At 66.9% G+C, this 19,168-nt stretch carries 16 protein-coding genes; 5 read left to right on the top strand and 11 right to left on the bottom strand.

The window, feature by feature from the left end:
* The 8 genes from TL10_RS20135 to TL10_RS20100 form a co-directional block, all read right to left on the bottom strand.
* Positions 1-1,488 carry an aldehyde dehydrogenase family protein gene (locus TL10_RS20135; protein ID WP_043987007.1) on the bottom strand — a complete coding sequence of 496 codons (1,488 nt, stop codon included), beginning with the start codon at positions 1,486-1,488 and terminating at the stop codon, positions 1-3.
* A gap of 163 nt (positions 1,489-1,651) precedes the next feature.
* The gene (locus TL10_RS20130; protein WP_043987005.1) at positions 1,652-2,779 is read right to left on the bottom strand and encodes an aromatic ring-hydroxylating oxygenase subunit alpha; all 1,128 of its coding nucleotides are present in this window, start codon (positions 2,777-2,779) and stop codon (positions 1,652-1,654) included.
* 49 nt (positions 2,780-2,828) lie between these two features.
* Positions 2,829-4,028: an NAD(P)/FAD-dependent oxidoreductase gene (locus TL10_RS20125; RefSeq protein ID WP_192830268.1), complete on the bottom strand. Its 1,200-nt coding sequence runs from the start codon at positions 4,026-4,028 to the stop codon at positions 2,829-2,831.
* On the bottom strand, positions 4,025-4,387 hold the full coding sequence (locus tag TL10_RS20120) for a bifunctional 3-phenylpropionate/cinnamic acid dioxygenase ferredoxin subunit (protein ID WP_043400847.1): 363 nt from the start codon (positions 4,385-4,387) through the stop codon (positions 4,025-4,027). Before TL10_RS20120 ends, TL10_RS20125 begins: the two co-directional genes overlap by 4 nt.
* A 152-nt stretch (positions 4,388-4,539) precedes the next feature.
* Positions 4,540-6,081, bottom strand: coding sequence for a BCCT family transporter (locus TL10_RS20115; RefSeq protein ID WP_260971367.1), 1,542 nt, complete (start codon positions 6,079-6,081; stop codon positions 4,540-4,542).
* A 310-nt stretch (positions 6,082-6,391) separates the two neighbouring features.
* On the bottom strand, positions 6,392-7,174 hold the full coding sequence (locus TL10_RS20110; protein WP_192830267.1) for an IclR family transcriptional regulator: 783 nt from the start codon (positions 7,172-7,174) through the stop codon (positions 6,392-6,394).
* Positions 7,175-7,225: 51 nt separating this feature from the next.
* Positions 7,226-7,903 carry a GntR family transcriptional regulator gene (locus TL10_RS20105; protein ID WP_043987004.1) on the bottom strand — a complete coding sequence of 226 codons (678 nt, stop codon included), beginning with the start codon at positions 7,901-7,903 and terminating at the stop codon, positions 7,226-7,228.
* Positions 7,904-8,039: 136 nt separating this feature from the next.
* Positions 8,040-8,720, bottom strand: coding sequence for a GntR family transcriptional regulator (locus TL10_RS20100; RefSeq protein WP_043987003.1), 681 nt, complete (start codon positions 8,718-8,720; stop codon positions 8,040-8,042).
* 117 nt (positions 8,721-8,837) lie between these two features.
* Here TL10_RS20100 and glyA point away from each other — a divergent pair, with 117 nt between their 5' ends.
* From glyA to TL10_RS20075, 5 genes are read left to right on the top strand one after another with little or no spacing between them, the layout of a single operon-like run.
* On the top strand, positions 8,838-10,154 hold the full coding sequence (glyA, locus tag TL10_RS20095) for a serine hydroxymethyltransferase (RefSeq protein WP_043987020.1): 1,317 nt from the start codon (positions 8,838-8,840) through the stop codon (positions 10,152-10,154).
* 11 nt (positions 10,155-10,165) lie between these two features.
* Positions 10,166-11,389, top strand: a complete 1,224-nt coding sequence (locus TL10_RS20090) for a sarcosine oxidase subunit beta family protein (RefSeq protein WP_043400843.1) — start codon at positions 10,166-10,168, stop codon at positions 11,387-11,389.
* 16 nt (positions 11,390-11,405) lie between these two features.
* Positions 11,406-11,681, top strand: a complete 276-nt coding sequence (locus tag TL10_RS20085) for a sarcosine oxidase subunit delta (protein WP_043987002.1) — start codon at positions 11,406-11,408, stop codon at positions 11,679-11,681.
* Positions 11,681-14,530: a 2Fe-2S iron-sulfur cluster-binding protein gene (locus TL10_RS20080; protein WP_043987001.1), complete on the top strand. Its 2,850-nt coding sequence runs from the start codon at positions 11,681-11,683 to the stop codon at positions 14,528-14,530. Before TL10_RS20085 ends, TL10_RS20080 begins: the two co-directional genes overlap by 1 nt.
* Positions 14,523-15,107, top strand: a complete 585-nt coding sequence (locus TL10_RS20075) for a sarcosine oxidase subunit gamma (RefSeq protein WP_043987000.1) — start codon at positions 14,523-14,525, stop codon at positions 15,105-15,107. Before TL10_RS20080 ends, TL10_RS20075 begins: the two co-directional genes overlap by 8 nt.
* Before the next feature lie 130 nt (positions 15,108-15,237).
* Here TL10_RS20075 and TL10_RS20070 read toward each other — a convergent pair whose 3' ends face one another.
* The 3 genes from TL10_RS20070 to TL10_RS20060 are packed head-to-tail and all read right to left on the bottom strand — an operon-like array spanning position 15,238 to position 19,036.
* The gene (locus TL10_RS20070) at positions 15,238-15,870 is read right to left on the bottom strand and encodes an MBL fold metallo-hydrolase (protein WP_043401972.1); all 633 of its coding nucleotides are present in this window, start codon (positions 15,868-15,870) and stop codon (positions 15,238-15,240) included.
* Positions 15,867-16,952 carry an S-(hydroxymethyl)mycothiol dehydrogenase gene (locus TL10_RS20065; RefSeq protein WP_043986999.1) on the bottom strand — a complete coding sequence of 362 codons (1,086 nt, stop codon included), beginning with the start codon at positions 16,950-16,952 and terminating at the stop codon, positions 15,867-15,869. Before TL10_RS20065 ends, TL10_RS20070 begins: the two co-directional genes overlap by 4 nt.
* A 35-nt stretch (positions 16,953-16,987) precedes the next feature.
* On the bottom strand, positions 16,988-19,036 hold the full coding sequence (locus TL10_RS20060; protein WP_043986998.1) for an NADH:flavin oxidoreductase: 2,049 nt from the start codon (positions 19,034-19,036) through the stop codon (positions 16,988-16,990).
* Between the last annotated feature and the right edge of the window lie 132 nt (positions 19,037-19,168).

The following is a 19,168-nucleotide window of genomic DNA, read 5'->3' as shown; positions in this document are numbered from 1 at the left end:
CTAGCCTTCGGTGGCGTCAAACCAGCCGGCCGGCGTTGGCGCGGTGTTGTGCCAGATATGTTTGAGCTCTTGATATTCCGCGAGACCCGAGGGACCGAGCTCGCGGCCGTTGCCCGACTTCCCGAAACCGCCCCACTCCGCTGCCGCGGTGTAGTAGCCGAAGTCGTTCAACCACACCGTGCCGTGCCGCAATGCGCGCACCACACGTTCGCCCCGCGCTGGATCAGAGGTTCGCACCCCTGCCGCGAGACCGTACTGCGTGTCGTTGCCGAGCATGATCGCCTCGGCCTCGTCGGTGAACCGCTCCACCGTCATGATCGGCCCGAAGGTCTCCTCCGTGACGATCCGCATCGAGCGGTCGCAGCGGTCGAAGATCGTCGGCAGGAAGAAGTAGCCATCCGCCAGCGCCGGATCGCTGGGCCGACAACCGCCGGTGACGAGCTTCGCCCCCTCGGAAATACCGAGGGCCACAAACGATTCCATCTTGTCCAGCTGTTGCTTGGACACCAGCGGTCCGGTCTCACTGCGCGGGTCGGTGCCGTCGCCCATCCGGATCTTCTCGGCCCGTTCGGCGAGTTGGGCGACGAAGTCGTCGGCGATCGAGTCCTCGATGATCACCCGGGTGCCCGCCGAACAGACCTGACCCGAGTGCAGGAACACCCCGGTGAGGACCTGGTCCACCGAGCTTTCCCAATCCGCATCGGCGAACACGATGTGCGGGTTCTTCCCGCCGAGTTCCAGGGCCACCTTGCTCACATGTTCGGCAGCGCTCCTGGCGATGTGCTGGCCGGTGCTCAGACCACCGGTGAACGAGATGAGGTCGACGTCGGGGTTGTCGGTGAGCGCGGCGCCCACGGCAGCTCCGCTGCCCTGGATCAGGTTGAGCACGCCCGGGGGCACGCCCGCTTCCTCGGCCAGCCGGACGAACGCGATGGTCGACAACGGTGTCACTTCACTGGGTTTGGCGACCATGGTGCAGCCGGCCGCCAGCGCCGGTGCGATCTTCCAGGAGATCTGCAATAGCGGGTAGTTCCACGGGGCGATCAGCACGCATACCCCGATGGGCTCGTGCACCACCCGGCTGATCACGGTCGGGTCGCCCACATCGACCAGCCGATCTGACTGCGTTGTCACCAGGTTGGCGTAGTAGCGGAACACCGAGATCACGTCATCGATGTCGATCCGGCTCTCCGCCAAGGTCTTTCCGGTATCGGCGGTCTCCACCGCCGCCAACGACTCCTTGTCCCGGGCCAGTAGATCGGCGATGCGATCGAGAAGTGCGGCGCGCTCGGCGACCGGAGTGGCCGGCCAGTCACCGGCGTCGAACGCCGCCCTGGCCGCGGCGACGGCCGCCAGCGCATCGTCGTGGGTGGCCTCGTCCACGGTGGCGAAGACCTTGCCGGTGGCGGGATTGATGATCTCCCGCACACCGCCGTCAGCGGCATGCCGCCACTGCGATCCGATGAGCAGATCCGGTGCACCGTCCACATTGCCTCCTCGACTAACCATCACCGCACATCCCGACCACAACCGAGGTGGTGTCCCGACCCGCCAAGGCCGCCTCTCCAGCCGGCCCGGCGGACCGGGACACCGCACCGACTCCGCAAACATTCGACACCCAACCGGGTTGCCGGGTGCCGAATTTCGCGCATCAGCCGGCGAGCTTGTTTCGCAACCAATGGTGGAATTCACCGAGGTGGTGCTCGCTGGGCACCAACACTCCACCGTCGCGGTAGACGCGCGAACTCATGGCGGGCTGGCACCGCTCACACGCGTCGAAGTCCTGCTGATTGACGCGGTGGAACAACTCCACCGACTTGCTGACGTCGCGCCCGGATTCGACGACCTCGGGCAGGTACAGCCAGTCGCATTCCACGATGGTGCGGTCGGCCGCCATCGGGAACATGCGATGGATGATGACGTGGTCGGGCACGAGGTTGACGAACACCTGCGGGCGCACCGTGATCGCGTAGTAACGCCGATCCTGGTCCGCGGTGACGCCAGGGATGTGCTCGAAACCCTCTGAGCCATCGATGGTGAAACCCGAGACCTCTTCGCCGAACTCCGCGCCGTGGCCGACGTAGAACTGGGCGGCATAGCCATCGGCGAACTCGGGCAGCACCTCGGTGAGTTCCGGGTGAATCGTGGCGCAGTGGTAGCACTCCATGAAGTTCTCGATGATGAGCTTCCAGTTGGCCTTGACGTCGTAGACGATCCGGCGACCGAGGCTCAGGTCGGCCACGGTGTAGTGGTCGATCGACTCGACATCGCCGAGCCGATCGACGATCTCCTGCATGACGGTGTCTTCGAACGACGGCGGCTCGTCGGCCAGGCACACCCACACGTAGCCCAGCCATTCGCGCACCGAGATCGCGCGCAGACCGTATTCGACGCGGTCGATGTCGGGCATCTTGGTCAGGTTCGGCGCCGCGATGAGCTTGCCGTCGAGGTCGTAAGTCCATGCGTGATAAGGACATTGGAAGGCGCGCTTGACCTCACCGCTGGCCTCGGTACACAACTGCGCGCCGCGATGCCGGCACAGGTTGAAGAACGCCTTGACGTCGCCCTTGCGCGACCTGGTCACCAGGACGCTCTCACGGCCGACCTGAACGGTCTTGAACGCACCGGGCTTATCCAGATCCGCGGAGCGCACAACGCAGAACCACATGGTCTCGAAGATCTTCTCCTGCTCGAGGGCGAAGACCTCCGGATCGGTGTAGTAGTGCCCTGCCAGAGTGGAAATGAGACTTTCCGGCAGGTGCGGCACGGTGGCGGTCATCGAGCTCCTTTTCGGTGTTTCCGTGGTGAGTTTCATTGGCGGGCAACAACTAGACGGCGGCGGCCGCGGGAACCAGCTGGCGACGCCACCGGGTGAACAGCCGGGGCTGATCGATACCGAGGACCGCTACCAAGAGGCCGTCCCGCCGATACGTGGCCAGCAGGCAGCGTTCCTCGCAGCTGCCGTCCTCGATGGTGATCTCGTCGTCGGGCCGCGCGATGCCGGCGAACTGGATGCGCGAGCCGTACTGGTCGGACCAGAAATACGGCGCCTTCACTGCCGCCTCCTCTTGGCGACCACCGGAGAGCAGCGCGGCGACAGCCGCGGCAGGACGCTCCAGCGCACCGGTCCAGTGCTCGACGCGATGGTGAGCGTTGGTGGTGGGGTCGAGCCAGGCCGCGCAGTCGCCGACGGCGACGACGTTCGGCAGGGCCGTCTGCCCGTTGGTGCCGCAGAGGACGCCGTTGCCCAGCTCCAGACCACTGCCGTGCAGCCAGTCGATGTTGGGCATGCCACCGATACCGACCACAACGACGTCAGCCGGCAGGTGGCGTCCGTCGGCGAGGTCGACGCCGGTGACCCGCCCGACGCTGCCGGGGGCGCGCAGTGCACGCTTCTCGCCGACGAGCCCGGCGACGCCGACACCGCAGATCAACTTCGTTCCGTTGGCGGCGTGTGCACCGGCGACGACGCCGCCGAGCCAGCCGCCGAGCTGCATCTGCAGCGGAGTCGGCGCGGCCTCGACCACCGTGACGTCCAGACCGAGCTTGCGCGCCGTCGAGGCGACTTCTGCTCCGATGAAGCCAGCGCCGATGACAACCAGTTGCGCACCGGGTACCAGGTCTGCGCGCAAGGCGCGGGCATCCTCGACGGTGCGGATCACGTGCACGCCGCCCATGTCCGCGCTGCCGGGCCAGCGGCGGGCGCGGGAACCGGTCGCGATCACCACACCATCGGCGTCGATCCGCGTTCCGTCCGCGAGTTCGATTGCGCCGCAGCGACTATCGAGTCCCGTCGCGGAGACTCCCAACCGCCAGTCCGCCTGCAGATCGTCGTCGTCGGACTCCAACGCGAGATCGGCCTCGGAGACGTTGCCGCAGAGGAACTCCTTCGACAGCGGCGGGCGGTCGTAGGGCCGCTGCGCCTCGTCGCCGATGACGGTCAGCTGCCCGTCGAAGCCCTGTGCCCGCAGCGCCCTGGCGGCGGACAGCCCCGCGAGCGAGGCACCCACGATCGCGACGTGCTTCACAGCTTCCCCGCTCCGCCAAGTCGGGCGCGGACATCCGGCGGCAGGTTGGGCTGCTCGGTGCTCAGCTCGACGTGGATGACGCCGTCGGAGATCACGACGGCGTGCGTGCGGACCGGCAACTTGGCCGGCGGCGCGTCGACCGCACCGGTGCGGAGGTTGAACCGCGAGGCATGCAGCGGACACTCGACGTCGCACCCCTCCAGCCAGCCGTCGGCCAGCGACGCGTCCTGATGGGAACAGGTGTCATCGATCGCGAACACCTCGCCGTCCTCGGTGTGGAAGACCGCGATGGGCGGGTCGGATTCCACGCGCCGGGCTTCACCCGGAGGCAGTTCGGAGAGTGGACAGATCTCCAGCATCGTGTGTGCCCTCTCGATACGGTTTGACGCATAACACGCAACGCATTTCGTATTACGCAACAGTGTGGTGGCAGTCACAAGCCCTTGTCAAGGGCAGAACCGCACCGTTTACACAGCCGGAACAACAGCCTCAAATCACCTGAAAACCCACGTCAATCGGCTTTACGCCGAACGGGAGCCTTGTTGCGCAGATGCGCCACCATCGGGTCCCGGGTGACATCCAGATACAGCGACACACACATGCCGATCATCACGACGACGAACGGCGCGGCCACGATGATCGTCATCGTCTGCAGGCCGTTGAGGGCGTCATTGCCGCCGGCCCAGAGCATCAGCACAGCCACTGCGCCCGTACTGAGTCCCCAGAACGCCACCGCCCACCGCGACGGGAACAGGGAACCGCTCTGCGACAGCGTGCCCATCACCATCGAGGCCGCGTCGGCGCCCGAAACGAAGAAGATCGCGACGAGCGCCATGACCAGCAGCGACGAAGCGCCGGCCCACGGCAGGTGGTTGAGCATGCCGAACAACGTCGATTCCGGCTCGCCCTTCCCGAAGATGTCGATGCCGTCGCGCTGCTGACCGATACCGGCACCACCGAAGATCACGAACCAGATCAGACTCACCGTGGTGGGCACCAGGATGACGCCGACGACGAACTGCTTGATGGTCCTGCCGCGACTGATCCGGGCCAGGAACATGCCGACGAAGGGCGCCCACGAGATCCACCACGCCCAGTAAAAAATGGTCCACGACGACAGCCACTTCTCGGTGTCGGGCCCCGCCGCCGCCGAACGTGCCGACATGGACGCCAGATTGGCCGCATAGTCACCGAGCGTCGTCGGCAACAGATTGAGGATCAGCACCGTCGGCCCGAGAACGAACACGAAGATCGCCAACACGAGCGCGAGCACCATGTTGATGTTCGACAGCCATTGGATACCGCGCGAAACCCCGGACACCGCCGAGGCGACGAACGCCAGGGTGAGAATGGCGACCACGGCGACCAGCAACATGGTGCCGGCCTTCTCGACCCAGCCGATCACCTCGATGCCGGACCCGATCTGCAACGCCCCCAGGCCCAGCGAGGCGGCGGTGCCGAACATCGTCGCGAAGATCGCGAGGATGTCGATGATCTTTCCGACGGGCCCCTCGATGCGCTTGCGGCCGAGCAATGGGATGAACGACGAACTGATGAGCTGCCTGCGGCCCATCCGATAGCTGCCGTACGCGATGGACAATCCGACGACGGCATACATGGACCACGGATGGAAGCCCCAGTGGAACAGCGCGGTCGCCAACGCGGTGCCGGCCTTGGAGTCGGCGAGCCCCGGCGGCGGTTTCACGAAATGTGTCAACGGTTCGGTGACGCCCCAGAAGATCAGGCCGATGCCCATGCCCGCGCTGAACATCATGGCGATCCAGCTGACGGTATTGAACTCGGGTTTCTCGCCGTCCTGTCCAAGGGGTATCCGGCCGTAGCGGCTCATCGCGAGCCACACCGCGAACAGCACGAAGCAGGTCGCCGCGATGATGAAGAGCCAGCCGAGGTTGGTCACGACCCAGTTCAGGATCACCGACATCCGAGACTGGAACGACGCCGGCGAGGCCAGGCCCCAGCCCAGGATCGCGACGACGAGCATGGCGGTGGTCCCGAACACGACCTTGTCGGTGATCGGGCGCCGGGCGCACAGCGGAACGTCGAGCTCGTCGTCGTCGAGACCGTCGGGGATCGGAATGCCGGGCCCGGGAAAGGCGTCCTGAATCTTCGCCTTGATCTCGGATTCCAGTGATCGTGGGCTTTGCGCTGTCACATCGCGCTCCTAAACCTGGCAACCAACGACGCCATTCGCGCGGCCAGTACCGCACCGGCATCGACTTGCGGTTCGCCGCGGGCGACCAGGTCAGTCAGCGGCGATCCGCTGATATATTAGAACGCGACAATCTGATATGCGACCGGAATCGCGAAATTACCCGAATCGGATTGGCGGCGACGCCGGACGGTCAGCCCTGATAGCCCATCCGGCGGCTGACATCGTCAGCGGCCGAGACCACCGTCGGCGCAATCTCCCGAGCCCGCTCCCCGGTGAGCCGGTACGCCGGCCCGGAGACGCTCAGCGCGGCGACGACCCCGCCGATGTGGTCGCGAATCGGCGCGGCGACCGCGTTGAGCCCGTCCTCGAGCTCTTCCAACGACACCACGTAACCGTTCTGCGGCACGTCGCGCAGCTGCGCTTCCAGGCCCTCGACCGACGTGATGGTGTGCTCGGTGAACCGCCGCAGCCCGGCCACCGCCAACAGGTCCCGGCGGGCATCCGCAGCCATGAACGCCAGCAGCACCTTGCCGCTCGACGTCGCGTGCAACGGGGTGAGTTCACCCACCCAGTTGTGCGTGCTGACGGCAGCCGGCCCGCGCGCCTGGTCGACGTTCACCACATACTCCGACCGCAGCACCGCGATGTTCACGGTCTCGCCGACGTCGAGCGCCAGCCGCTCGCAGACCTCTCGCCCCTGCTGCGTGACGTCGAGGCGGCCCGACACCGCGTTGGCCAGCCGCAGGATGCCGAACCCGAGTCGGTACTTGCCGCGCTCGAAAGCCTGCTCGACGAGTTCGCGGTCCTCGAGCGCCGTGAGCAGGCGCGAGACCGTCGATTTGTGCACTCCGATATCCGACGCCAGCTCGGTGACCCCGGCTTCGCCGCGGCGCGCGAGGAGCTCCAAGACCTGCAGCGCGCGGTCGACGGACTGCACTCCGCCATTGCCGGAGTCAACGACACTGTTGCTCATGGCGCAACAATACCCACGATGTGACGCTAGTGGTCACGTTCGTCGGGCACGTCAGACGATGGCGCGGACGGCTTTCTCGAATCCGGTGACGTGCTCGAGCGCGATCTGCGCAGCGGCATCGCCGTCGCCACCGGCGATGGTCCGCAACAGTTCGGCGTGCTCACCCACGTGGCGGGCCACGGTCGGCAGCCGGTCGAGAAACAGGCAGAAGATGCGGGTCGCCAGGTTGTCGTAGCGGACCAGCACGTCCTCGAGATGCGGGTTTCCGGTGGCTCGGTAGATCGCGCGGTGCGCGCGCAGGTCCCACCGCATCAGTTCGTCGCGGTGGATGTTCTCGACATCGAGCGCCTCGGTGCGATCGGCCAGCTCGAGCAGGCCGGCACGCACCTCGGCCGAGGCGTTCTCGGCCGCCGAGCGCGCCGCGACGGGCTCGAGATTGACCCGGATCTGCGAAATGTGGCGGAGGTCGGCGACATCGACACCCGTAGCAAAGGTGCCCCGACGAGGGAAGGAGACCACCAGCCGGTCCACTTCCAAGCGCTTGAGCGCCTCGCGGACGGGCGTGCGCCCCAGTTTGAGCTCCGCGGCCAATTCGCTTTCCACGATGGCTTCGTTGGGGCGGATGTCCAGCATGATGAGCTTGTCGCGGATCACCAGGTAGGCGCGGTCGGCAAACGACATCTCCTCGGAGGCAACGTCATCGAGCTGTTCCACACCCGCAACACTCATCGCCGAACCGCCTTCCCGACGTCACCGACTTCACCAGCCCGCAACTGACCTGCTCTGGTCAGGGCAATGATATATCAGGACCGGTCGCGGTTGGGTCCGCCGGATGGCGAGCAGCCGGCGGCGGACGACGGAGACGTCACAGCAACGCGCGAATGGCCGCCTCGAAGCCGGTGACGTGGGCCAGCGTGAGGGCCGCCGCCTTCGCCTCGTCGCCGACGACGACGGCATCCAACAGTTCGATATGTTCGCGGACGTGGCCGGCCACCCCGGGGAGCCGATCCAGGAACAAGCACCAGATCCGCGTGGCGTGCGCGTCGAGACTGACCAGGATCTGTTCCAGGTGCGGATTGCCCGTGGCCCGGTAGATCTCCCGGTGCACATGAACGTCGTGACGCAGGACCTCATGGGGATCGTCGGTGTCCTCGATCCCGGCGATCGCCTGCGCCAGCGCAGTCAACCTTGCGCGAGTGTCCGGCGTCGCGACCCGGGCGGCGCGCGCGGCTGCCGTCGGTTCCAGCTGCTTGCGAATCTCTGAGATGTCGGCCAGGTCCGTCATGTCGACAGCTGCGGCGAAGGTGCCCCGGCGCGGGTAGGCGACGACGAGGCGGTCGCGCTCGAGACGTTTGAGCGCCTCGCGCACCGGGGTACGACCGAAACCGAGTTCGGCCGCCAGCCGGTCGTCATTGATCGGGTCGCCCGGCCGGATGTCCAGCATGACCAGACGTTCGCGCACGATCTCGTAGGCACGGTCCGCATTGGTCTCGCCGATGGCCGGCGTGCTGTCGGGTTCGCCGAACGACAACTCCGTCAGGGTCATCGCCACTCCTCCAAGAATGTCTGCGGCCTACCTCTTGACGTGGCCTCGAGCTGATCCTAATCTAACCGACAGTTGATATATTAGTCCACTGCACACTGCAATGTCAGAAAGGTGCACATGACCCTCGACACCGCACCCACGGCCACGAACCCCACGCTCAGCGCGAGCCTCGCCGAACTGGACCCGGACGTGTTCCGAGCCATCTCCGCTGAGTTGCACCGTCAGCAGAGCACCCTGGAAATGATCGCCAGCGAGAACTTCGCGCCGGTCGCCGTGATGCAGGCGCAGGGCTCGGTGATGACCAACAAGTACGCCGAGGGCTACCCGGGCCGCCGGTACTACGGCGGTTGCGAATTCGTCGACGTCACAGAACAACTCGCCATCGACCGGGCCAAGAGCCTGTTCGGCGCTGCCTTCGCCAACGTGCAACCACATTCAGGGGCGCAGGCCAATGCCGCCGCCATGGCCGCACTGCTCTCCCCCGGTGACACCATCCTCGGGCTCGACCTGGCTCACGGCGGCCACCTCACTCACGGGATGAAGCTGAACTTCTCCGGCAAGCTCTACGACGTCGCCGCGTACCACGTCGGCGAGAGCGACCACCGGGTCGACATGGCCGAGGTCGAGCGGATCGCCCTCGAGCGTCGGCCAAAGCTGATCCTGGCCGGCTGGTCGGCATATCCCCGGCAGCTCGACTTCGCCGAATTCCGGCGCATCGCAGACGAAGTCGGCGCGTACCTGATGGTCGACATGGCGCATTTCGCGGGTCTGGTCGCCGCCGGGCTGCACCCTTCCCCGGTGCCGCACGCCCACGTCGTCACCTCGACCACGCACAAGACATTGGGCGGCCCACGCGGCGGCATCATCCTGACCAACGACGAAGCGTTGGCCAAGAAGTTCAACTCCTCGGTGTTCCCCGGACAACAGGGCGGTCCGCTCGAGCACGTCATCGCCGCCAAGGCAGTGTCGTTCAAACTCGCGGCAGCCCCGGAATTCCGCGAGCGGCAGCAGCGCACCCTCGACGGCGCGGCGATCCTGGCCGAGCGTCTGCTGCAAGAGGATTCCCGCGCCGCCGGCCTCAACGTGGTCTCCGGCGGCACCGACGTCCACCTGGTGCTGGTCGACCTGCGGGAGTCCGAACTGGACGGCAAACAGGCCGAGGATCGGTTGCACCGCGTGGGAATCACGGTGAACCGCAACGCCGTTCCGTTCGACCCGCGGCCGCCGATGGTCAGCTCGGGCGTGCGGATCGGCACCGCGGCGCTGGCGACCCGCGGTTTCGATGAGGAGAGCTTCCGCGAAGTCGCCGACGTCATCAGCCACGCGCTCCGCCCCGGCACCGACGACGCGTCCTTGGCCGCGCTGCGTGCCCGGGTGGACGTGCTGGCCGACCGCTTCCCGCTCTACCCGAACCTCACCGAGGCCTCGCTGTGACCCCATCGACGATGCCGCCGGGCGCCCATCTGCCCGACCACCCCGAATTCCTCTGGCGCACGCCAGAACCCAAGAAGTCGTACGACGTCGTCATCGTCGGTGGCGGCGGGCACGGTCTGGCCACCGCGCACTACCTGGCCAAGAATCACGGCATCACCAATGTCGCTGTGCTGGAGCGGGGCTGGCTGGCGGGCGGCAACATGGCCCGCAACACCACGCTGATCCGGTCCAACTATCTGTGGGACGAGAGCGCCCGGATCTACGAGCACGCCCTCAAACTGTGGGAAGGGCTCGAAGAGGACCTGGACTACCCGATCCTGTTCAGCCAGCGCGGTGTGCTCAACCTCGCGCACAGCCTGCAGGATGTGCGCGACAGTGTCCGGCGCGTCGAGGCCAACAAGCTCAACGGCATCGACGCCGAGTGGGTGGAGCCCAAAGAGGTCCGCGACCTGTGCCCAATCGTCAACATTTCCAGTGACATTCGCTATCCGGTACTGGGCGCCACCTACCAACCGCGCGCCGGCATCGCCAAGCACGACTACGTCGCCTGGGGCTTCGCGCGCCGGGCCGATGAGGCCGGGATCGACATCATCCAGAACTGCGAAGTCACCGGATTCGTGACCGACGGCGACCGGGTGACCGGCGTGCGCACCACCCGCGGTGACATCGGCGCCGGACAGGTGGCGCTGTGCGCGGCCGGCCACACCTCCACGCTGACCGACATGCTGGGGATCCGCACGCCGCTGCAGAGCCACCCGCTGCAGGCGCTGGTGTCCGAACTGCTCGAGCCGGTGCACCCCACCGTCGTGATGTCGAATGCGGTGCACGTGTACGTATCTCAGGCCCACAAGGGTGAACTCGTCATGGGTGCCGGCGTGGACTCCTACAACGGGTACGGACAGCGCGGCGCCTTCCACATCATCGAACGCCAGATGGCGGCCGCGGTGGAGCTGTTCCCGATCTTCGCCCGGGCACACCTGCTCCGCACCTGGGCGGGCATCGTCGACGTCTGCCCGGACGCGTCGCCGATCGTCGGCCGCGTCGGCTACGACAACCTGTACCTCAACGCCGGTTGGGGCACAGGTGGATTCAAGGTGACGCCGGGTATCGGCTGGTGTCTGGCCGACACCATCGCGGGCGGCGTCGAACACGAATACGTCGCCCCGTTCAGCATCGACCGGTTCGTCACCGGAGCCCTCGTGGATGAGCACGGCGCCGCCGGCGTCGCGCACTAGATCTGGAGGAGTCACAATGCAACTCATCGACTGTCCGTGGTGCGGACCACGCGAGGAAACCGAATTCCACTACGGCGGCCAGGCGCACGTCGCCTACCCCGAAGACCCGCAATTGCTGACCGACGAACAGTGGGCGCACTACGTGTTCTTCCGCGCCAACCCCAAGGGGCTGTTCGCCGAACGCTGGACCCACAGTGCCGGCTGTCGCCGCTGGTTCAACGCGATCCGGGACACCGCCACCTACCGATTCGACCGCGTCTACCGACTCGACGAGCAGAGGCCCACAATCTGATGAGCACATCACTGCGTACCGAAACGGGTGGCCGTATCGACCGAGATACGTTGCACACCTTCACTTTCAACGGCCGCGCGTACACCGGCCATGCGGGTGACACACTGGCCTCCGCACTGCTGGCGCACGGCGTGCACCACGTCACCTCCAGCATCAAGATGGGCCGGCCCCGCGGCTTCACCTCGGCGTGGGCCGAGGACACCGGCGGCCTGGTCCAGATCGAGTACCCCTTCCCCGAGCCTATGCTGCTGGCCACCACCGTCGAGCTGTACGACGGCCTGGTGGCGCGCGGCATCCCGGGACAAGGCCGGCTGGCCGACGTCCCCGACCCTGCGCGCTACGACTCGACCCACGTGCACGCCGATGTCCTGGTCGCCGGAGCCGGCCCGGCCGGCCTGGCGGCCGCGCTGACGGCAGCGCGCGCCGGAGCCCGCGCGGTGCTGATCGATGAGCAGAGCGAGGCCGGTGGTGCCCTGTTGGGCAGCGCGGACATCATCGATGGTCGGCCGGCACTGCAGTGGGTCGCCGATGCCGTCGCCGAGCTCGCCACCTATCCCGATGTGCTGCACCTGCAGCGCACCACGGCGTTCGGTCACTACGACGACGGCTTTGTCCTTGCGCTGCAACGGCGTACCGATCACCTCGGTGCCGATGCTCCCGCGGCGGTGAGCCGCCAGCGGGTTTGGCGGATCCGGGCCCGGCACGTCATCGTCGCCGCCGGTGCGCATGAGCGGCCGGTGGTGTTCACCGACAACGACCGGCCCGGCATCATGCTGGCGGGTGGCGCCCGGACCTTCCTGCACCGGTACGGCGTCAAGGTCGGCGAGCGGGCCGTCGTCTTCACCACCAACGACAGCGCGTATTCGGCCGCGATGGATCTGCACGACACCGGCGTGGCAATCACGGCGATCGTGGATGCCCGCAGCGACGTGGCCTCGGACCTGCGCGCGGCGTGCGCCTCCCGTGGCATCGAACTGCGGACAGGATCGGTCGTCAGCGGCACCGAGGGCGAGCAACGGGTCAGCGCCGCCATTGTCACCGGTCCCGAAGGGACACAGTCTCTGTCGTGCGACGTGCTCCTGATCAGCGGTGGCTGGAATCCCGCGGTGCACCTGTTCAGCCAGGTGCGCGGGCCTCTGCGATACGACGACGGCATCGGCGCCTTCGTCCCCGGCGCGGAACTCGACCAGGTGAGTGTCGCCGGTTCGGCCGCCGGGACCTTCGACCTGCCCGGTTGCCTGCGCGATGGGCGCACCGCCGCGACCCGGGCCCTGTCGGGTCTCGGTTTCACCGCAGCAGCTGAACCGCTTGCCGGAGAATCGGATTCAACCCGCACTGCCGAAGCTCCCATGGTGCTGTGGCGGGTTCCCGATGCTGACGGTGCGGCCACGCAATTCGTCGACGTCCAGCGCGATGCCACGGTGGCGGACCTGGTGCGCGCAGTCGGTGCCGGCATGCGGTCGATGGAACACATCAAGCGCTACACCACCATCGGCACTGCGCACGATCAGGGCAAGACCTCCGGCGTCGTCGCCTCGGGCATCACCGCCGAGCTGCTCGGCGTCCCCGTTGCGGACCTGGGCGTCACCACGTTCCGGCCGCCGTACACCCCGGTCGCGTTCGCCGCGCTGGCCGGCCGCAGCCGCGGCCGGATGTTCGACCCCGAACGCGTTACCGCAGTACATGATTGGCATGTCGCCCGCGGCGCCGTCTTCGAGGACGTCGGGCAGTGGAAGCGACCCCGCTATTACCCGCTGGCCGGCGAGGACATGCAGACCGCGGTCCTGCGCGAATGTGCCTCCGCGCGAACGAGCGTCGGCATCCTCGACGGCTCCACCCTGGGCAAGATCGACGTCCAGGGTCCCGATGCCGGCGCCTTCCTCGACCTGCTCTACACCAACCTGATGAGCACCCTGAAGGTCGGGATGCTGCGGTACGGCGTGATGTGCGGCGTGGACGGCATGGTGATCGACGATGGCACCGTGATGCGCTTGGCCGACGACCGCTTCCAGGTGTTCACCACCACGGGCGGCGCCGCGCACATCCTCGACTGGATGGAGGAATGGCTGCAGACCGAATGGCCGCACCTGCGAGTGCGTCTCACCTCGGTCACCGAGCAGTGGCACACCTTCCCGGTGGTCGGCCCGCGGTCGCGCGACGTCGTCGGCACCGTGTTTCCCGGCGTCGACGTCAGCAACGAGGCTTTTCCGTTCATGGCCTGGCGGGACACCCAACTCGACGGCGTCCACGTCCGCATCGGCCGGGTCAGTTTCTCGGGCGAGCTGGCCTACGAAGTCAACGTCATGGGTTGGTACGCAACTGCGTTGTGGGAGAGGCTGATTGCGGCCGGCGAGCCATTCGGCATCACGCCCTACGGCACCGAGACCATGCACGTGCTGCGGGCCGAGAAGGGCTACCCGATCATCGGGCAGGACACCGACGGCACCGTCACGCCGCAGGACCTCGGGATGAACTGGGTGGTGTCGAAGAAGAAGCCCGACTTCGTCGGCAAGCGCTCCTTCACTCGCGCCGAGAACCTGAATCCGCTGCGCAAGCAGTTCGTCGGGCTGTTGCCCGTCGACGCGCAAACGGTGCTGCCCGAAGGCGCTCAGATCATCGAGACCCCTGGCGACGGTGCGCTGCCGCCGCCACCGGTTCCCATGCTCGGGCACGTCACGTCGAGTTACCGCAGCGCCGAGCTGGGCCGCCCGTTCGCACTGGCGCTGGTCAAGGGCGGCCACGCCCGCATTGGAGACACCCTCACCGTTCCGGTGGACGGCACCCTGGTGGCCGTCGAGGTCACCGGGTCCGTCCTCGTCGATCCCGAAGGAGCACGCCGCGATGGCTGAAACCCTCACTCGCCGTAGCCCATTGCAGGGTTGGGCCACCCAGTTCGCGGCGACCGCACCGGCAGCGATTCTCACCGAGGAGCCGTTCGTCACGATGGTCGATCTGTGGGCCGACCCGACGGGACCCGGCGGCGCCGAAGCCGCCCGACTCCTCGGCCTGGACTCGTTGCCGGCGACGCCGGGGACCTGCGTGGCCGGCATCGATTCGACGGTGATCTGGTTCGGCCCGCAGGAGTGGCTGGTGACCTCGACGCAGCGCAGCGGCGAGGCGCTCGAGACCGAACTGCACGAGGCGGTCGCCGCCGCGGGCGGTGCTGCCGTCGACGTGTCCGCACAGCGCACCACGGTGCGCCTGCGCGGTGCGCACGCCCGCGATGTGCTGGCCAAGGGCTGTTCTCTGGACTTGCATCCGCGGGTGTTCGGTCCGGGCGCTGCCGCCCAGACGATGCTGGCGTTGGCGGCGGTCGTGCTGATTCCGTTGGACGACAAGGGCACCGACTACCGGATCATCGTCCGCTCATCGTTCGCCGGCTATCTGGCCGACTGGTTGATCGATGCGCTGGACGAATACCAATAGGAAGTACCGCCGAACGTGAGCTTGTGTTCGAAGTTTCGCAGGATCTTCGAACACAAGCTCATCTTCGTCGTCTGGAAAAAGCTGTGCGGCGGCAACTCACCAGAGTTACCGCCGCACAGTGCTATTGAATTCAGTGCCCGCGGGCGATCCACTCCGCCAGGTGCGGCGCCTCGGACCCGACGGTGGTGTGGTCGCCGTGCCCAGTGTGCACGCGGGTGTCCTCCGGCAGCGTCAGAATCGAATCCCGGATCGAGTCGATGATCGTCGGGAAATCGCTGTAGGAGCGGCCGGTGGCACCGGGCCCGCCGTTGAACAGGGTGTCGCCGGAGAACAGCGCGCCGGCCTCCGGTAGGTACAGGCACACCGACCCCGGCGAGTGCCCGGGCGTGTGGATGACCTCGATCTCGGTACCGGCGAAACCGATCCGCTGACCGGCGTCGAGGTTCCAGTACTTTTCGTCGGGATGGCTTGCCTGCCACAGCATGTCGTCGCCGGGATGCAGCAGGACCGGGGCGTGGAGGGCGGTTGCGAGTTCCGGCGCCACGGTCACGTGGTCGTTGTGTCCGTGGGTGACGATGACTGCCACGACATTGCGGCCCGCGACCGCGTCGATGATCTGCGGTGCGGTGTGTGCGGCGTCGACGATGACCACCTCGGAGTCATCGCCGATCACCCACACGTTGTTGTCGACGTCCCAGGTGCCGCCGTCGAGGCTGAATGTGCCCGAGGTGACGACCCGGTCGATGCGGAGCGCTCCACTCACAGCACGACCACCGAGCGCAGCACGTTGCCCGCATGCATGGTGTGGAACGCATCCTCGACCTCGTCGAGCTTGATCCGCTCGGAGACGAAGCGCTCCAACGGGATTCGGCCCTGCTGGTAGAGGTCGACGAGCATCGGGAAGTCACGTTCGGGCAGGCAGTCGCCGTACCATGACGACTTCAGCGATCCACCGCGGGAGAAGAAGTCGACCAGCGGCATCTCCAGCGTCATATCCGGGGTGGGCACGCCGACGAGGACGACGGTGCCGGCGAGGTCGCGGGCATAGAACGCCTGCTTCCATGTTTCTGGGCGGCCGACGGCGTCGATCACGACGTCGGCACCGAACCCGCCGGTGAGCTCCTGTACCGCCTCGATGGTGTCTGTTTCCGCGGCGTTGATGGTGTGGGTGGCGCCGAGTTCCTTGGCCCACTCCAGCTTTCGCGGGTCCCGGTCGACGGCGATGATCTTGCCCGCGCCCGCTAGCCGGGCACCCATGATGGCGGCGTCACCGACCCCGCCGCAGCCGATCACTGCCACCGAGTCGCCGCGCGAGACGTTGCCGGTGTTGACTGCCGCGCCGAGCCCCGCCATCACGCCACAGCCCAGCAGGCCGACCACCGCCGGGTCCGCATCGGCGTCGACCTTGGTGCACTGCCCCGCGTGGACCAGCGTCTTGTCGGCGAACGCTCCGATGCCCAGCGCCGGCGTCAGCTCGGTGCCATCCTCGAGCGTCATCTTCTGGGTGGCGTTGAAGGTGTCGAAGCAGTACTGGGGGCGACCGCGCTTGCACGCCCGGCACTGGCCGCACACCGCGCGCCAGTTGAGGATCACGAAGTCGCCGACCGCCACCGATTCGACGCCGGGCCCGACCTCTTCGACGATGCCGGCCGCCTCATGCCCGAGCAAGAAGGGGTACTCGTCGTTGATGCCGCCCTCGCGGTAGGTCAGGTCGGTGTGGCAGACGCCGCACGCCTGGATCTTCACCACCACCTCACCGGGACCTGGGTCCGGAATCACGATGGTGGTGACTTCGACCGGGGCGCCCTTGGAGCGAGCGATGACGCCTCGAACGTGTTGCGGCATAGGGATACTCCTTGTTTGTCAGGGGATGGTGGTGGTCAGAGAACCAGGCAGAGCCGGAACGCGTCGTAGATCGCCGCGTGGATGTTGCGGCTGGCGACGGCGTCACCGATTCGGAAAAGCTGGTAGCCGCCGCCGGGGTTGCGGACGACGTCTTGCGGCTGCAGGTTCAGCAGTGCCTGCTGGTCGACCTCACCGAGGTTGGTGGAACCCGCGACCAACCCGAAGTAGAGCTCGTCCGACGGCAGGGTGCCGTGTTCGACGACGACGTGGTCGACCATGCGCTGCCGGGTGGCGTGCGCATATTCGTTGTACAGATCCACTTCGAGCCGACCGTCCTTGCGGCGCACCGCAGTCAGCCGCTCGTTGAGCGTGACGTGCACGTCGTGCTCGGCGAACACCTTGAAGTAGCCGGGGTAGTTCACGCCACCGACGTCGGGCGCCAATGTCCGCTCCGGCGTGACGAATTCGACGGCGACGCCACTGCGGGCCAGCACCTCGGTGGCATCCAATCCGGGGTGACCACCATTGTCGTCGTAGAGCATGACCTCGCCGCGCGGATGCACCGCACCGCACAGCACGTCCCAGCCGTCGGTGACCAGATTGGCTCCCTCGGTGAGGAATTCGGTGTTCGGCACGCCTCCGGTGGCGACCACGACGATGTCGGGATTCTCGGCAAGCACCTCGTCGACGTCGACATAGCGGCTGGTCCGGATGTCGACCCCGAGCAGTTTGCACTCGTCCAACCGCCACTCGATGATGCTGATGAGATCGCGCCGGCGCGGTGACGACGCCGCGATCTTGACCTGGCCGCCCGGCGTATCGGCGGCCTCGAAAACCACGACCCGGTGGCCCCGCTCGCCGAGCACCCGGGCGGCCTCCAGTCCTGCCGGTCCTGCCCCGATGACCACCGCGGTCCGCGCTGGCCCGGTCGCCTTGGACACGTGATGCGGTAGCCGATCCTCACGGCCGGTGGACGGGTTGTGGACGCACTTCGCGTCGCGGTTCTGGTAGATCTCGTCGAGGCAGTAGGTCGCGCCGACGCAGGGACGAATCCGGTCCTCCTCGCCCGCTTGGATTTTCGCGACGATGTGCGGGTCGGCGATATGCGCGCGCGTCATGCCGACGAGGTCGAGGAGGCCGTCGCGGATCGCATGCCGGGCGGTGGCCACATCGTTGATCCGGGCAGCGTGCATGACCGGGATCCCGAGTTCCTTCTTGACCTGTCCGGCGAACGACAGGTGCGGGGCGACCGGGGTGCCCATCGGCGGGATGACGCGCGACAGCGCCTCGTCACTGGCCATGTAGCCCTTGATCACGCTGATGAAGTCGATGCCCTCGGGCACCAGGCGTTTGGCGATCTCGATGCCGTCCTCGTACTGCAACCCGCCGGGCAGGTCCTCGTCGAGTGACATCCGGATGCCGACCGCGAAGTCCGGTCCGGCGGCCTCGCGGACGGCGCGAATCACCCTCAGCGGGAAGCGAAGTCGATCCTCCATGCTCCCCATGCCGTACTCGTCGTCGCGGTGGTTGGTCAGCGGCGACCAGAACGCGTCGAGCAGATGCGTGTAGGCCTCGAGTTCGATGCCGTCCAGGCCGGCTGCGCGGCACCGTGCGGTGGCGTCGGCGTATGCCTTGACGATGCGGTCCATGTCCCACTCCTCGGCCACCTTGGGGAAGGACCGGTGGGCGGGCTCGCGGATGGCGGACGGGTACACGACGGGCAGCCAGTCGCCGTCGTAATTGCTGGTCCGGCGGCCCAGGTGGGTGATCTGGCACATGACGGCGGCGCCGTGCTCGTGGACGCCGTACGCCAACTCGCTCAGCCACGGCACGATCTCGTCTTTGTAGACGTGCAGATTGCCGAAGGCGGACGGGCTGTCCGGCGCGACGACGGCCGAGCCACCCATCATGGTCAGCGAGATGCCGCCCTTGGCCTTCTCCTCGTGGTAGAGGCGGTAGCGGCGCTTGGGCATGCCGTCCTCGGTGTAGGACGGCTCGTGCGACGTGCTCACCACGCGATTGCGCAGGTTCATGTTCTTCAGCTGGAAAGGCTGCAGGAGCGGATCGATGAGCTGATGCGCCATGGGCGAGTCCGTTTCTTTCTGATGGTTCGGACGTGCTTCACACGTCGTCTTCAACCCCACAAGTACCCCTTGACCAGCGACGAATGCTGATCTACCGTATGTGAGATAACTAATATATCACTCGTCTATCAA

The organism is Mycolicibacterium llatzerense (assembly GCF_000878195.1).
GTDB lineage: Bacteria > Actinomycetota > Actinomycetes > Mycobacteriales > Mycobacteriaceae > Mycobacterium > Mycobacterium llatzerense.
Note: the sequence above shows the minus strand (reverse complement) of the source record. Positions and strands in the feature narration are given on the sequence as shown.

Excerpts from the sequence above, each read along its gene's own strand:
- TL10_RS20130 (WP_043987005.1), bottom strand. The coding sequence starts at position 2,779 with ATGACCGCCACCGTGCCGCACCTGCCGGAAAGTCTCATTTCCACTCTG.
- TL10_RS20120 (WP_043400847.1), bottom strand. The coding sequence starts at position 4,387 with ATGCTGGAGATCTGTCCACTCTCCGAACTGCCTCCGGGTGAAGCCCGG.
- TL10_RS20110 (WP_192830267.1), bottom strand. The coding sequence starts at position 7,174 with ATGAGCAACAGTGTCGTTGACTCCGGCAATGGCGGAGTGCAGTCCGTC.
- TL10_RS20105 (WP_043987004.1), bottom strand. The coding sequence starts at position 7,903 with ATGAGTGTTGCGGGTGTGGAACAGCTCGATGACGTTGCCTCCGAGGAG.
- TL10_RS20100 (WP_043987003.1), bottom strand. The coding sequence starts at position 8,720 with ATGACCCTGACGGAGTTGTCGTTCGGCGAACCCGACAGCACGCCGGCC.
- glyA (WP_043987020.1), top strand. The coding sequence starts at position 8,838 with ATGACCCTCGACACCGCACCCACGGCCACGAACCCCACGCTCAGCGCG.
- TL10_RS20090 (WP_043400843.1), top strand. The coding sequence starts at position 10,166 with ATGCCGCCGGGCGCCCATCTGCCCGACCACCCCGAATTCCTCTGGCGC.
- TL10_RS20085 (WP_043987002.1), top strand. The coding sequence starts at position 11,406 with ATGCAACTCATCGACTGTCCGTGGTGCGGACCACGCGAGGAAACCGAA.
- TL10_RS20080 (WP_043987001.1), top strand. The coding sequence starts at position 11,681 with ATGAGCACATCACTGCGTACCGAAACGGGTGGCCGTATCGACCGAGAT.
- TL10_RS20075 (WP_043987000.1), top strand. The coding sequence starts at position 14,523 with ATGGCTGAAACCCTCACTCGCCGTAGCCCATTGCAGGGTTGGGCCACC.
- TL10_RS20065 (WP_043986999.1), bottom strand. The coding sequence starts at position 16,952 with ATGCCGCAACACGTTCGAGGCGTCATCGCTCGCTCCAAGGGCGCCCCG.
- TL10_RS20060 (WP_043986998.1), bottom strand. The coding sequence starts at position 19,036 with ATGGCGCATCAGCTCATCGATCCGCTCCTGCAGCCTTTCCAGCTGAAG.